The following is a 14,760-nucleotide window of genomic DNA, read 5'->3' on the forward strand; positions in this document are numbered from 1 at the left end:
ACTTTATAAAGACTGGCATAGCATGGTTCTTTGACCCTCAATCATTTTACCGCCATTGGCCGTACATTCATTGACCATATTAGATTCATAGGATTTCCAGCCACCATAAAAGCTCGCAAGACATAGGAGTACTACCAGCAGCTTTTGTGACCACGCTTTGATAGAGACTTGCTGGTTATTGCTATGACCTTCAGCCATATTAATGGGTTGTTCGGTAACCGCACCAGCATCCGTCTTCTGGTTGTTTGTTTTATTTAAGTCTGTCATTTTTTATCCTAAAAAAGGTTTTGTCTATAAATAAACAAAACCTTTATTTTAATATGAATTCAGTCATTTATTAATGATGAAGTGTGCTGCATCTAAAATTTTAAACGCCCACCTTTTTCTTCTGCACGTTTAAAGGCGTCGCGCTCTTCACAGCGTTTTAGCCAGTTTAAGATATTGGCATATTTACTGCTATCTAAACCTGCTCCCGCATTGGCACCGACGACCGCAAGATGCATCTGAATATCCGCGGCACTGAACTCTGCGCCTGCAAACCAATGATTATCTTGCAGATGTTGCTCCATCATGGCCAGCATTGTATCCAAACTTTTGCTAATCATGCTTTTTTCCACCTGATTGCGAATGCTTTTGCTCACAGGTTTGATCAGCATCGGCGATTGCTCAACCACTTTGGTAAAGACCAGACGCATGACCAATGGCGGCATGAGTGACGCTTCTGCAAAATGTAGCCAAAACGTATAAGCATCCCATGCCGCTTCATTGTCATCAGCAGGCTTGAATTGGCGTTCTTTATCGTAATGCTTAAGCAAGTACTCAATGATAAATCCCGACTCGACGAGCGCACGATCGTTTACCTCTAATATGGGCGCATGACCGAGCGGATGTACTTGTTTTAAACTGTCTGGGGCGCGATAAGCCTTGTTGCGCTCGTAGCAGGTCAATTTATAATCGAGTCCAAGCTCTTCTAATAGCCATAAAATACGAAACGAGCGTGAGTTTGCTAAATGATGAAGATGTAACATAAACCATCCTAGTTATAATGTGAATAAGCGATAATCTTAAATAAGACATATATTAATAGGCTACGCCCGCCCTTCACTATTGACTTTTATTGAGCACAATTGAACGTTACGAAACATGATTGAGCAAGGCGCCCTTATTGTCGATAATAGCGCAATTAATCGCCCTTTAATACAGAAACTATGTAGAGCAATAACGAAAAATATAATGAAAAACAACATCTGCTAAGTTTAATTTAGCTTCTTGGCAGGACAGTTTTATTTGGCATGTAGCTCTTCAATTTTACGCGTTATCTTATCTATTTTTTGCTGATATTTTCTAATTTTACGAAAGCGATGCGCAATCAAAACCCCTTTAATACGGCGATTTTTTAGGCGGCGGCGCGGCGGGAAACTGCCGACTTGTGGCTCATTGTACGCTTGCAGGCGGTCGTGACGCTTACGTGCCAAATAGCCAAGCGCACTATCAGCAATCATAATCAGCAGCGCGATGACAATCATGCCATACATAAACAGCGAGCCGCCGTCATTGATACTTTGGTGCAAAATGGTGATGGAAAATATAAATAAAAATATCGGCTCAAGGTAGCATAACGTGCCAAATAGCGACACGGGTAGCTTTTGGCTGCCAACCATGGTCAGCGCCATCGCCGCCGTACTAATAATACCGAGTAGCGGCAATAGATACCAAAACTTATCGGTCGCGAACGCCAGCTCAAAACCGCCGCTTAAGTATAATATCACCAACACCACCGGCGTTAATAATACCAAATCCGAGATAAGTCCGGTGATGGGCGGTACGGCAAGCTTACGCCGCAGCAGATAATAAGGCGGATAACCCAAACAGACAAATAAAGTCGCCCAAGAAATGCTGCCATATTGCCACACATCATAGCCAATACCGAGCGCCGCACAAATGGTCGCAAGCCATTGCAGCAAACTCATGTCTTCATTATAAAAAAAGCGCCCCACGACAATCATAATCATCGGGTATAAAAAGTAACCTAATGTCACCTCCAACCCCAAATCATTGACCGGCGCCCACATAAATAGCCAAATTTGCCCACCCAAAATCGGCGTGGGAATGATAAATAAAAACCACTCTTTTGCCGTCTTTAAGGTTTTTAAATAATCAAAAATATGCTGCCACTGTTTCAGCACACTGACCAGTAACACCAAACTGAGTAGCATCATCAGCACGCGCCAAGCAGCAACTTGTGTCCCTGATAATGGCTGCATCAACAGACCAAATAAAAACAACCCTGCATATAAAAAGTTTGCGGCGACTGCAACGATGGTGCCTTGCGACGTCTGATTGGTGAGGAGCATAACAATTGCCTTTAAAAATAAGCGCACGTCCTTGGCAATTTTGAAAAAAAACAAAAGCCTCAGACGCGAACGTCGGAGGCCTTTTGTCTATCAGCTCTATTGTTGATAGAAATTTTTATCTATAGTCAAGGAATTTTAGAATCGCTACAAGGTGACCGACCGCAGATAGTACATTGAGTACATCTAGGGTGGGCAACACCGTAGCGGTTTAAAAGTGCTGTGACTATATCCTTTAACTAAATAAAATTAAGATAAACGCTTCTGTATCTCATGCTCAGCATTATGTCAAAGTCGGCATAGATACGCAATACATTGGCCTAACCCGTCTGTTCATTTAAAAATCAGGTTTATTCATTTGCCATACATGTAAAGATTTATTTGCTATCAAGCTGCTCGATTTTACGCTGTATGCTATCGAGTTTCCTTTGATAACGACGCATCTTACGGAAACGATGTGCGGCTAACACCCCATCGATACGGTAATTTATCAAGCGGCGACGCGGCGGAAAACCGCCCACTTGTGGCTCGCGGTAGCCATGCAAATGGTTGTCGCGGCGGCGACGAAGATAACCCATCACACTATCAGCAATCATAATAAATAGCGCCAGCGTAATCATGCCGTACATAAATAACGAGCCGCCTTCCTCAATGCTCTGGTTTAACACGGTGATAGATAACACAAACAATAGCATTGGTTCTACATAACTTAGGGCACCAAATAACGAGACGGGTAATTTACTACTCGCAATCATGGTCAATGACATCGCAAGCGCACTAAACGCGCCAAGCAGCGGTAATAAATACCAAAACTTCATGTTTTGTGCCGCCACGCTAAAGCCGCCACTGCTGTATAACATAATAAGTACCACTGGCGTCAGCAAGGTCAAATCTGACAACAAACCAGTAATCGGCGGTACGGCAAGCTTACGCCGCAGCAGATAGTAAGGCGGATAACCCAAGCAGACAAACAACGTAACCCAAGAGATGGTGCCATATTGCCAAATATCATGACCGATACCTAAAGCGGCCAACAGTGCCGCTAACCACTGTAGCGCGCTCATATGCTCATAGTAAAAAAAGCGCCCCAATATGATCATCACCAGCGGCAATAAAAAATAGCCCAAAGTGACGTCAAGCCCAAAGCCATTGACCGGCGCCCACATAAATAGCCAAATTTGCCCACCCAAAATCGGCGTCGGCAAGATAAATATCAGCCATTCTTTTGGCGTTTTTAAGGTTTTTAAATAGTCAAAGACATGTTGCCACTGCTTAGTAAAGCTGACCAATATAAGCAAACTCAACAGCATCATCAATATGCGCCATGATGCTACCTGTGTTCCTGTCAAGGGCAGCATAAATAACCCAAACAAAAACATCATCGAGAATAAAAAACTCGATGATATTGCGGCTAACGTTCCTTGAAAAGTTTGATTGGTCGTAAGCATAACAACGGCCTTAAAAAATAGCGCTTAATAGATATTATTTATCATAATTTTATAGAAGCTAAGCATACAAAGTTAAAAGCTAAAAAACACGCTGTAAGAATAAACAGCGCTCAGAAAAAAGCCTCCAACGATGACGTCAGAGGCTTATTCTAGAGCAGTATTACTCACTAAACTAAAAAGCTAACAACTGATATGGTTACTCGTCATCGTCGGTGTTTTCATCAGCTACATCATTTGACGTTTCATCATCTAACGTATAGTCATTGGCAATATCGATAACATCGTTGACGTCGGTCGTCGCGCTGTTGCCAGTTTCGGCATCAATATCGATTTGTTCTTGACCCTCTACGCCAAAAGTACCATCTTCTTTCATCGCCTCGACCAACTCGTCGTCGCCCTCTTCGTTCTCAACGCACGCCATGGCCACCAGTTTTTCATCTTTTGACAGACGAATCAAGGTAACGCCTTGGGTATTACGACCCGAGCTTGCCACTTGTTCAACGGGCGTACGAACCAGCGTGCCTTTATCAGAGATTAAGATAATATCGTCTTCAGGCTCAACCTTGGTCGCCCGAACCAAGGCGCCATTACGGGCGCTGGTTTTGATAGCAATAACACCGCCACCGCCGCGATTTTGAGTATTAAATTCTTCGACAAAGGTACGTTTACCAAAGCCATTTTCACAAGCGATAAGGATTTCGCGCACATCATCTTCGATAACCACCAGCGATTTGATAAATTCATCGGCTGCCAGACGCATACCGCGCACACCTTTAGCAGTACGGCCCATCACGCGCGCATCATTTTCATCAAAACGAATGGCTTTACCGCTCGAAGCAAATAACATCACTTCTTGACTGCCATTGGTAATACGGGCGCTGACCAATTTATCATCATCTTCTAGGCCAACAGCAATCAAACCGTTCGAGCGAATATTGGCAAACTGTTCAAGCTCAACACGCTTAACCGTACCATTTGCCGTGGCAAAGAAGACAAAATGCCCGCTCACATCCGCGGTATTTTGCGGTATTGGCAATATCGTGGTGACCGTTTCATCAGCATTTAAACCAATCAAATTCACTAGCGGACGACCACGCGAACCGCGGCTGGCAATCGGCACTTCAAAACCACGTAAGCTAAATACACGGCCTGTGTCGGTGAAACACAATACCGTTGCGTGCGTTGAGGTCACAACTAAGTGATCAATCACATCGTCTTCTTTCATCGCGGTTGCAGATTTGCCTTTACCGCCACGCTTTTGCGCCACATAATCGTCAATCGGCTGCGTTTTTGCATAGCCCGTACGCGATACCGTCATCACAACGGTTTGCTCTGGGATCAGATCTTCACGATTAAAGTCCATACGGGAATCAATGATATCGGTACGACGCTCATCACCGAAGTTTTCACGAATCTCAATCATCTCGTTTGAGATAATGGTCATTAATTTATCAAAATCACCAAGAATTGACTCTAAATGAGCGATTTCACGTAATAAATCTTGGTATTCTTCGGTCAATTTGTCTTGCTCAAGCCCCGTCAGACGATGCAGCTGCATGTCTAAAATGGCATTGACCTGCTCAAGGGATAAGCGATAGCTTTCTTGATTGTCAATCAGACCAAACGGCGCTTTTGGGTCTTCACCTTCGATGAAGTCTGGACGTACCGACTGGCTACCTGCCGCAGTTAGCATCGCAACGACGCTGCCTGAACCCCACGTATTATTGAGTAGGTTTTCACGAGCAAGGCCGCGGTTTGCAGAGGCTTTAATCGTCGCAATAATCTCGTCAATATTGGCTAAGGCAACAGTTAAGCCTTCTAATAAGTGACCACGAACGCGGGCTTTATTAAGCTCAAAAATAGTACGACGCGTCACCACTTCTTGACGATGGCGGACAAAGGCGGCAATTAGCTGACGCAAAGTCAACAGCTTTGGCTGACCGTTATCAAGCGCCACCATATTGATACTAAAGCTAGATTCGAGCGGCGTTTGCAAGAACAAGTTATTGACAATCACTTCTGCCGTTTCACCGCGGCGCAAATCGATGGCGATACGCATACCGTCTTTATCAGACTCGTCACGAATCTCCGTAATGCCTTCGATTTTTTTGTCGCGTACCAGCTCAGCAATACGCTCAATCAGTTTGGCTTTATTGGTTTGATAAGGTACTTCGGTAAAGACAATGCGCTCACGGTCACGGTTGACGCCCGTATCGCTCATTGGCTCAATGATATAGCGACCGCGTACATGCAAGCGGCCTTTACCCGTGCGATAAGCGTCTAAAATACCCGCCCGACCATAAATCACACCGCCGGTAGGAAAGTCAGGCCCTGATATATGCGACATCAACTCTTCGGCTGATATTTGCGGGTTTTCGGCATACGCTAAGCAGGCATTAATCACCTCAGTCAGGTTGTGCGGTGCCATATTGGTCGCCATACCAACCGCAATACCGGTTGCGCCATTGACCAATAAGTTTGGAATACGCGCAGGCAAGACGCTTGGCATACGCTCAGAGCCATCGTAGTTGTCTTCCCAATCGACCGTATCTTTATCCAAATCCGCTAGCATTTGGTGAGTCAGCTTGGTCATACGCACTTCGGTATAACGCATCGCCGCCGGTGGATCATCGTCAATCGAACCAAAGTTTCCTTGCCCATCAACCATCGGATAACGCAAGCTAAAGTCCTGTGCCATCCGTACAATTGCATCATAGACCGCAATATCACCATGCGGGTGATATTTACCGATGACATCACCGACCACACGTGCTGATTTCTTATAAGGTTTGTTATAATCATTGGACAACACATGCATCGCGTACATCACACGGCGGTGCACTGGCTTAAACCCATCACGCACATCAGGCAGCGCGCGCGAGACGATCACGCTCATCGCATAATCCAGATAGGACTGCTTTAATTCATCCACGATGGCAATAGGACTGATCGAGTCGCTCATATACACTCCTTTATTCACATTCTTTTTCTAGTATTTGGCTCGGTTAAAAATGCTGATAGTTGTACAAAAATAAAGGCGCTAAAAAGCGTCATTATCCATGATATACAGACTATAAAAAGCGTTATCAAACAGGCTAAACAATAGGAAAATGGCGATACGGTTTTTGTTAGAAATAACGTTTAATTGAAGAAGCTATTTTAACACATTTTTGTCTATTTAGGGGATTGTAGATGCTATTAAAATCAAGCAAAACAGCTGATTAGCGCTCGTTTTTATCTTTAGCGATAAGGATAAAAACGACTTTAATAATTGGGCATTGCCTTTGCTGTTTTTAAAGGCTATTTCATAAAAAAACTGCATCCAAAGGATACAGTTTTTTTTATTAGTATGAATATTAGACTCAAACTTAAACAATCTTACGATTGATTAAAATTTTGCTCAAAGAACTTACGGGTGGCTTGTGTACAAGCAGTGCTGACCAGACCAGCGTGGTAAGTACTAGCTACAGTAAATTGCGCAGCATCTTCGCCCACTTTAACAGCCAATAGATCAGCCTGAGCGGCTGTTTTACCGTCGGCAAGCGCTTTTTGATAAGCATTGGTGTAAGCTTTTGTATAAGCCGTTGTAGAGACTTGATCAACCGTACCTGTAAATTTAGTTTGGACATCAGTTATTGCTGAGGTGAGCATCCATGGGTTATCTAGTGCTGAACCGATCGGGGTTATTGGATTTTGTACACGATCATCATTGTTAGTAGTATCAACATCTAGAACTGTAACGTTAAGTTTATTCGCAGAATCAGCGTTTGCTTGTTGTAATATGGCAGCCATTGAGCCACTATTCAGATCAAAAAATACAGTTGGATCTTGATTACCACCACAGATAAGCGTAGGCATTTGAGGAATGAAGTCACGCAAATCATTATCTTTTAGAGCTTTACGCAATTCATTTTGCGGGCTAGCCGCTGGTAGTAAACCATTCCCTCCCACTAAACCATCAGGATTTGACCGAACATCTGCTAGGTAAGCGGCACGAAAACTGGTTTGAATCAAATAGTTTTCTTCTGCAAAACCAAATTTATCACTGGGTGAAACAGGGTCAAGCTGAGGTATTTCTGTCGGTGCTGACTGAAATAAAGCGGTCTTTGGTAATTTACCAGTCTTTATCAAGTCTTCAAAACTTGATGTTGTTGGTAGCTTAGTATCCGCATACTGTTTGGAAAAAATTTCCGTTGGATTGCGATAAATTTTATTATCTACTTTTTGCAAACTCACAGCTAATAACGGAACGAAGGCAGTGGCGCCAGCATTCACATTACCTGAAACTATAGCATCACCAAAAGCAGCTAGGGCATAAGGCCCTGATGATGGTGCAATGGCGGTAACAACTCTATTTTGATCCTGTAATAAACGAGCCGTCGCCATAGCTACGTGCCCGCCTTGTGAATAGCCGGTTATGAATAACTTACCAGAATCTTTGACCTTGACATAGTTAGCATTATTGGCAGTTTGCTGTTGTTTAATAAGCGCACGCGCCGTATCTAGTGCAGTGACCATCTCCTCTGATTGCTGCTTTGCATTTAAGTAGGGATGATAATCTAAAGTAGAGGTATCGTACCCTGCATAGTTTGGTACGACTACAATATAACCTTGCGCTGCGAAGTTCGCGGCCATCAGCGTGGCTCTAACACCTGCTGGATTATCAGTATTACCCACTTGCGTGAAATCATAGTTTTTTTCAGTCGCTGTACCGTGGGCATGTAATAATACAGGACGGTCACCTTGACACTTATCAGCACTACCACTGGGTAGCATCAAAGCAGCCGTTGCATTGGTTGCCTCACCTGCTGACCCTTTAGTTTGGTAGCTAATTTTTTCTACGGTTACACCGCAAATAGCATCTGGTGTTACTGCTTTACCTATTTCTGAGGCTTCTTCCAACTCTTGATCTATTTGAGCAGCAGTAAAAGAGGCGATATGTTGGGGCGTATTATTAAAACCAATCTTATCATTATCGTCATTACAACCAACGAGCAATAAGCTACTGGCAATGGCGATCGATAATAGACCACGCGTCATGGCGGGTTTGTTTATAATGGATGAATTGGGTAAGACCATGATTGCTATCCTTAGCAGTGATAAACAGAAAATTGCCTGAAATCCTAGGCAATGGACAAGTGTAGTTTAGTTTAGATACTTTAATAAAAAACTATACTTCAACCGTACTATTTATACGCTAAAACCCTATTAAAATCCAATAAAAGTTATAAACAACCCTTGCAAATACTTTAGATAAAACAGAGCACTTTATGAAACAAAAAGAGAGCCAAGCAAGCAGTCCATCCATTCATCACGCAACTAGCCAGCCAAGCAAACAAGCTATCATACCGCCCATTGCACAATCTGATACGCGCACAGACCGCAGCTTTGACGCGATTGCCGATCATTTTGAAAAAAAGGTTTATGGCGGCTTAAAGGGCGACATTCGTTTGGCCGTATTGCGCCGTGATATTTTTATCTATTGTACGCAGATGAGCCAAATGCTTGGGCGACCGTTACGTATTCTAGATGTCGGCGCAGGTCTGGCGCAAATCGCCATTGAGCTTGCGGCTCAGGGACATAAGTTGGTGATCAATGATATTTCAGCCAATATGCTGGAGAAAGCGCAAGCAAACGCTGAAAGCGTCGAAAAGGATTTAGATATTAGGTGGTATATTTGTCCGTATCAAGCGCTTGAAGAAAAGCTCGCGAGTAACACGGAAAAGTTTGATTTGATTATGTGTCATGCGCTGCTTGAATGGTTGGCAGAACCGGCCGCTGTGATGGATTTTTTTGATAAGCACTTAACTGAACATGGCGCGCTATCGCTGTGCTTTTATAATCCGGCAAGTTTTGATTATCGCAATCTTATTATGGGTAATTTTAACTTATTAGATAATACAGAGTATAAAGCGGACAATAAAAAAAGCCTCACACCCAATCATCCGGTCGCTAAAGAAGAAGTAGAATCGTGGCTAAAGACGCATGAGTATCAAACCATACTTGCCAGTGGCTTGCGCGTATTTCACGATTATGCGCCGCTCAAACGTGGCGGTCATAATGACCCTGATGCGGTAATACGTATGGAGCTACGCTACTCACAACTCGAGCCGTATAAATGGCTGGGACGTTATCTGCATATATTGGCAACGCGCCAAGTTTAAGGCTCTCGCTACGCTTAAAGAGCAGCGTTAACTTTAAAACTGATAACTATCTGATTTCTTCCACGCGCTCGGATCTATCATACTCTGACCAGGTGGTGGCATTGATGTCTTTTTCATCAAACACTACTACATGCTCTAAGATAGGCAAGATACCAATTTGCGAGCCAATCTCATGGTTATGATGACTGGCAACTAAGGACAATACGGTTTGACCGTCAGCAAGCTGTAAGCGATATAGATAGTTTGCCCCGCGGAATACGCGTCCGACGACTAAAGCCGTCTGCGCACTTTCATCGTCATGGACGATATCATCAGGACGTACCAATACTTTAATCGGTGTGCCGTTCGGATAGTCGTACTCGCAATATAGTGGCTGCCCTAACTCGTCATAGACTTCCATGCGCCGATAAATATCACCAAGTGCGGTTTCGACATGACCTTCTTTGATAATGCCGTCTATCATTGCCCCTTCGCCGACAAACTCAGCGACAAATGGGCTGATTGGCTCATGATATAGCTCACTTGGCGTGGCCCACTGGACCAATTTACCTTTATCCATGACCCCGACTTTATCCGCTAAAGCAAAGGCTTCGTTTTGATCATGGGTGACCAAAATAGCGGTGGTATTGGTACGTTTAAGGATATCACGCACGCTCATCGCCAGTGATTCACGTAGTACCACATCTAAATTAGAAAACGGTTCATCAAGTAGCAAGAGTTTAGGCTTTGGTGCCAACGCACGTGCTAATGCCACCCGCTGCTGCTGACCACCCGATAGCTCATTAGGACGTTTATCGGCATGTTCCGTCAATTCGACAAGTGCTAGCATTTCTTTAACACGCGCTTTTTTGTCAGCAGCCGACCATTTATTAAGACCGAAAGCGATATTCTTTGCCACGCTTAAATGGCCAAATAACGCATAATCTTGAAAGACCATGCCCATACCGCGCTTGGCTGGCGCGACCGCAAAGGTGGTGCGCGCTGTCTGCTCGGTCAGACGTTGATTACTTAAGCGAATTTTGCCACCGCGGCTTTGCTCTAAACCAGCAATTGCCCTTAACGCCGTGGTTTTACCGCAGCCGCTATAACCTAAAAAACAGCCTATTTCACCTTGCTGTAAATCGAGCGTCAAACCATTAACGATAATCGTATCGTTATAGCCAACGATTAAATCTTGGACGCTAAAGTAAGCGTCATCAGCGCTGGTGTTGTTAGTCGATGCTTTAATAGCTTGGTTATCTTGCGATTGGCTCTGTTCTGCTGCTTCTTGATTTGAGACAGTCTGATTTATAACGCTTTGATTTAAAGTACCTTGTTTTGATATGCTTTGTTTTAATATATTTTGTTTTGCTGTATTTTTAGGCAAGCTTCTATCTGCTTGCAGCTTTGCTACTTGAGCTTTGGTTAATAAAGTCGTCGGTGGTTTTTTCACATGCTCCGGTCTTGGCTTGCCGCCCACCTTGACGGATTTAGGCGCTGCTGGATTGGTTGAATCGTTCATCAAGTTAGTATACATAGACGGTACCAGTAAGCTATTAGTGAATAAAACCCATCATTGACGCGGTATTTGGTATGGCTTTTTTAAAATACTTCTTTTTTAACTAGGGCTTTTTGATTAAGGCTCTTTGATTATAGCGCTTCGATTATGGTTGCTTAATGATAAAGGCGTTTAACCTTGTTTATCACTTTGACGCAGCAATAACCAAACAGGAATAAGACCAACCAGTACAATCAACAAACTTGGCAAGGCGGCGCGTCCCCACATGCCTTCACTGGTCATCTCAAACACTCGTACTGCCAGTGTATCCCAGCCTTGTCGCCGCGTCATCAAAGTAATCGGCATCTCTTTCATAACTTCGACAAAACCCATTAATAACCCAGTTAACACCCCAGGGCTAAGTACGGGTAGCATCACTTGCCGCCAGCGCTGATATGGGCTATCACTGAGTAATTTCGCTGCCGCTTCTTGATTGACGGTCAAGCGTTGTAGCTGACGGTCGACCGGCTGAAAGCTTACTGTCATAAAGCGTGTCGACAAGGCGAGCAGCATCACAATCACGCTGCCAGAAAAAAACTGCGTTGAGGTAATACCAAAAGCTATCAGCTGATTATCAAGCCACGCAATCGGAATAAATATCCCAACCGCCAAGACCGTACCCGGCACCACATAGCCCAAATTGGCTAAAGTAGTCATGAGTTTGGTCGATTTATCCGGATATTGACGCTTGACCCACGCAATAATAATCGCCAAAAATGCGATAAATATCGTCGTCATACTGGCAACCATAAGACTATTGCTAACAAAATCAATATAACGCGCGTCAAAGTCTTGCTGGAAGTTTAAAGCGGTCCAATAAAGCAGCTGCAAAAATGGAATCAAAAACGCTATTAAAAATACCAGCGTACAAAGTAGCGCCATGCCCCACTTCGCAGGTTTACTGGCTTCAAAACGCTGGCTACTACCTTGCGTCACCGTATTACCACGCTTGGTTTGCCAATACTGCTCAAACAAGACGACGATAAAAACCACGCCGATTAATAATGCGGCCAACTGCGCGGCAGTGGTTAGACTAAAAAATCCAAACCATGCTTTATAAATCGCCGTGGTAAAAGTATCGACATTAAAGACCGATACCGCACCAAAATCTGCCAGCGTTTCCATGCTAGCAAGCAGCAAACCACCAATGACCCAAGGCAGCGCCTGTGGTAATGCCAGCCGAAAAAACACCTTACTACGAGTTAAGCCAAGCATCTGCCCCGCTTCAATCGCGCGCCTGCCTTGCGATAAAAACGCTTGGCGTGCCAGCAAATAGACATAAGGATAAAATGCCAACGACAATACCAAACCTGCGCCCCAAACATTACGTACCGAGGGAATAGCGGTGGTAAAACCAAACTCCCTTAACGCCGTTTGCAGCGGTCCACTAAAGTCAACGATACCGACAGTGACAAATGCTAAGACATAAGCGGGCATCGCTAATGGCAGCATCAGCGCCCACGCAAAAAACCGCTGTCCCGGGAAGCGGTACATACTGGTCACCCACGCAAGTGCCGTGCCGATAATGCCAGAAATCAGTGTCACCATCAGCAATAAAATGACGGTATTTTTTAACACTTGCGGCAACACATATTGACGCATGTGGGTCCAAATATCAGCGACCGGCTGCGTCCACGATAATAGTACGATTAAAATCGGTACTAGCATAAACAACGAAATCAGTCCTAAGACTGATTTCGAGATAATACGTTTGCGGACGACATGGTCTTGACTGATAGACGGGCTATTATTGTCGTTATTAGCTTCATTGACAGTATTGTCTTGTTTAGCAGACGCTTCTGGCATTGTTATCATAAATTGTTACCGAGTCATACGCATAATGACGCGATTAGATGCTAGATGACTAAACATCTAATCGCTAAAAACCAACCGCTCAGCGACTTGTAGCCTGTTATTTATAACCCGCTTTATCCATCATTTGAATGGCTTGGGTTTGTAGCTCACCAAACTTCTGCACGCTGATACTGTCTTGTTTAAACGGACCCCAAGATCTGAGTAGCTCTGACTCATCGATACCTACTTTTACAGGATACTCTTTATCAGAACTGGCATAAAGACCTTGCGCCTCATCAGAAGATAACCACTCCATCAATTTAAGCGCACCATTTGGATTGTCTGAGTTAGCGATAACCCCAGCGCCAGAGATGTTGACATGAGTACCAGTCGTACCTTGGTTCGCCCAAAATATTTTTACAGGGAAATTTGGTTTTTCATCAAGCAGGCGACCATAATAATAGCTGTTAGCAATACCCACTTCACACTGACCAGCGGCAATCGCCTCTAACATACTGGTATCATCACTAAAGACGTCTGTTGCTAAGTTAGCTACCCAACCACGAATAATTTCTTCTGTTTTTTCTTCGCCCAGATTTTCCATCATGCTTGCAACCAATGATTGGTTATAAACAGCTTTTGATGAACGCAGACAAAGTTTGCCTTTCCATTTTGGATCGGCCAAATCTGCATAAGTAGATAGTTGGTCGGCGCTAACTTTGCTTGGATCATAAAAAATTGTACGCGCGCGCAAAGACAGACCTGTCCACTGACCTTTTGGATCACGGTATTTAGCAGGAACATTGGTTTCTAAAATAGTAGAAGACACAGGTTGCAATAAGCCCTGCTCCGCTGCTTGCCATAAATTACCCGCGTCAACGGTTAATAACATATCCGCAGGCGTGTTTTTACCTTCCGCTTGCAGACGCGCCATCAATGGGCCGGTTTTATCGGTGACCAGCTCAATTTTAACGCCTGTTTTTTCGGTATATTTATCCAATAACGGTTTAATCAACTGCTCATTACGTGATGAGTAAATAGTAACGGTTTGCCCACCAGCGGCCGTTGCGTCATCATTTTTCGCCACTTCTTGCTCAGTGCCAGATTGTTCAGCAGTGGTTGTAGTGTCAGCATCTACGTTTTCTTCTGGCGTCGATGAGTTACTACAGCCCGCAAGACCCAACATCATGCTAAATACAGCAATAGGTAAAGTAAGCTTACTAGAAGATAGATTTGCACTGATAGCAGTTAATGACATGGCATTCCCCATAATGGTGCTACGGATAAGTGAGATAAGACGACATTAAAATCATTAGAAAATGATTAAACAGCGGGATTAATAAGACCTTAATATCTAAGACACATTATACTAATAGAAATGAGATTAATTATCAATACATTTATCTGGCCCTGCTGTGCCGATAAACTGGTCTAATTTTTAACAAGATATCAATGATTTATGTATC

General features: G+C 43.9%; 10 protein-coding genes. 1 reads left to right on the top strand and 9 read right to left on the bottom strand.

The features are described 5' to 3' along the window. Positions 1-3: 3 nt before the first annotated feature. The 6 genes from RAH45_RS09295 to RAH45_RS09320 form a co-directional block, all read right to left on the bottom strand. Positions 4-267 (bottom strand): hypothetical protein, encoded by a 264-nt coding sequence (locus RAH45_RS09295; RefSeq protein WP_068404591.1) that lies wholly within the window; start codon positions 265-267, stop codon positions 4-6. A gap of 92 nt (positions 268-359) precedes the next feature. Further along, on the bottom strand, positions 360-1,028 hold the full coding sequence (locus tag RAH45_RS09300; RefSeq protein ID WP_068404592.1) for a glutathione S-transferase: 669 nt from the start codon (positions 1,026-1,028) through the stop codon (positions 360-362). A gap of 255 nt (positions 1,029-1,283) precedes the next feature. After that, positions 1,284-2,354, bottom strand: a complete 1,071-nt coding sequence (gene rarD / locus RAH45_RS09305) for an EamA family transporter RarD (RefSeq protein ID WP_306495206.1) — start codon at positions 2,352-2,354, stop codon at positions 1,284-1,286. Between the two features lie 374 nt (positions 2,355-2,728). Then, positions 2,729-3,799 (bottom strand): EamA family transporter RarD, encoded by a 1,071-nt coding sequence (gene rarD / locus RAH45_RS09310; RefSeq protein ID WP_198328094.1) that lies wholly within the window; start codon positions 3,797-3,799, stop codon positions 2,729-2,731. Positions 3,800-3,995: 196 nt separating this feature from the next. After that, a complete protein-coding gene (gyrA, locus tag RAH45_RS09315) occupies positions 3,996-6,761 on the bottom strand; it encodes a DNA gyrase subunit A (RefSeq protein WP_306495207.1) in 2,766 nt (921 codons plus the stop codon). 416 nt (positions 6,762-7,177) lie between these two features. Further along, the gene (locus tag RAH45_RS09320) at positions 7,178-8,878 is read right to left on the bottom strand and encodes an alpha/beta hydrolase family protein (RefSeq protein ID WP_198328745.1); all 1,701 of its coding nucleotides are present in this window, start codon (positions 8,876-8,878) and stop codon (positions 7,178-7,180) included. A 191-nt stretch (positions 8,879-9,069) separates the two neighbouring features. On the opposite strand from RAH45_RS09320, the gene RAH45_RS09325 reads away from it, so the two are divergent. Continuing rightward, positions 9,070-9,963, top strand: a complete 894-nt coding sequence (locus RAH45_RS09325; protein WP_198328744.1) for a methyltransferase domain-containing protein — start codon at positions 9,070-9,072, stop codon at positions 9,961-9,963. Between the two features lie 46 nt (positions 9,964-10,009). Here RAH45_RS09325 and RAH45_RS09330 read toward each other — a convergent pair whose 3' ends face one another. From RAH45_RS09330 to RAH45_RS09340, 3 genes are all read right to left on the bottom strand, one after another. Then, the gene (locus tag RAH45_RS09330; RefSeq protein WP_305936144.1) at positions 10,010-11,479 is read right to left on the bottom strand and encodes an ABC transporter ATP-binding protein; all 1,470 of its coding nucleotides are present in this window, start codon (positions 11,477-11,479) and stop codon (positions 10,010-10,012) included. Between the two features lie 153 nt (positions 11,480-11,632). Further along, entirely contained in the window at positions 11,633-13,315 is a 1,683-nt protein-coding gene (locus tag RAH45_RS09335) for an ABC transporter permease (RefSeq protein WP_306495208.1), read from the bottom strand. A 97-nt stretch (positions 13,316-13,412) separates the two neighbouring features. Then, positions 13,413-14,552 (bottom strand): Fe(3+) ABC transporter substrate-binding protein, encoded by a 1,140-nt coding sequence (locus tag RAH45_RS09340; protein WP_198328742.1) that lies wholly within the window; start codon positions 14,550-14,552, stop codon positions 13,413-13,415. Between the last annotated feature and the right edge of the window lie 208 nt (positions 14,553-14,760).

It is taken from the genome of Psychrobacter sp. van23A (assembly GCF_030845275.1).
GTDB lineage: Bacteria > Pseudomonadota > Gammaproteobacteria > Pseudomonadales > Moraxellaceae > Psychrobacter > Psychrobacter faecalis.

Bases quoted from the DNA above. Each gene is read 5' to 3' on its own strand.
- rarD (WP_306495206.1), bottom strand. From the start codon at position 2,354: ATGCTCCTCACCAATCAGACGTCGCAAGGCACCATCGTTGCAGTCGCC.
- RAH45_RS09335 (WP_306495208.1), bottom strand. From the start codon at position 13,315: ATGATAACAATGCCAGAAGCGTCTGCTAAACAAGACAATACTGTCAAT.
- rarD (WP_198328094.1), bottom strand. From the start codon at position 3,799: ATGCTTACGACCAATCAAACTTTTCAAGGAACGTTAGCCGCAATATCA.
- RAH45_RS09330 (WP_305936144.1), bottom strand. From the start codon at position 11,479: ATGTATACTAACTTGATGAACGATTCAACCAATCCAGCAGCGCCTAAA.
- RAH45_RS09295 (WP_068404591.1), bottom strand. From the start codon at position 267: ATGACAGACTTAAATAAAACAAACAACCAGAAGACGGATGCTGGTGCG.
- RAH45_RS09325 (WP_198328744.1), top strand. From the start codon at position 9,070: ATGAAACAAAAAGAGAGCCAAGCAAGCAGTCCATCCATTCATCACGCA.
- RAH45_RS09340 (WP_198328742.1), bottom strand. From the start codon at position 14,552: ATGTCATTAACTGCTATCAGTGCAAATCTATCTTCTAGTAAGCTTACT.
- gyrA (WP_306495207.1), bottom strand. From the start codon at position 6,761: ATGAGCGACTCGATCAGTCCTATTGCCATCGTGGATGAATTAAAGCAG.
- RAH45_RS09300 (WP_068404592.1), bottom strand. From the start codon at position 1,028: ATGTTACATCTTCATCATTTAGCAAACTCACGCTCGTTTCGTATTTTA.
- RAH45_RS09320 (WP_198328745.1), bottom strand. From the start codon at position 8,878: ATGGTCTTACCCAATTCATCCATTATAAACAAACCCGCCATGACGCGT.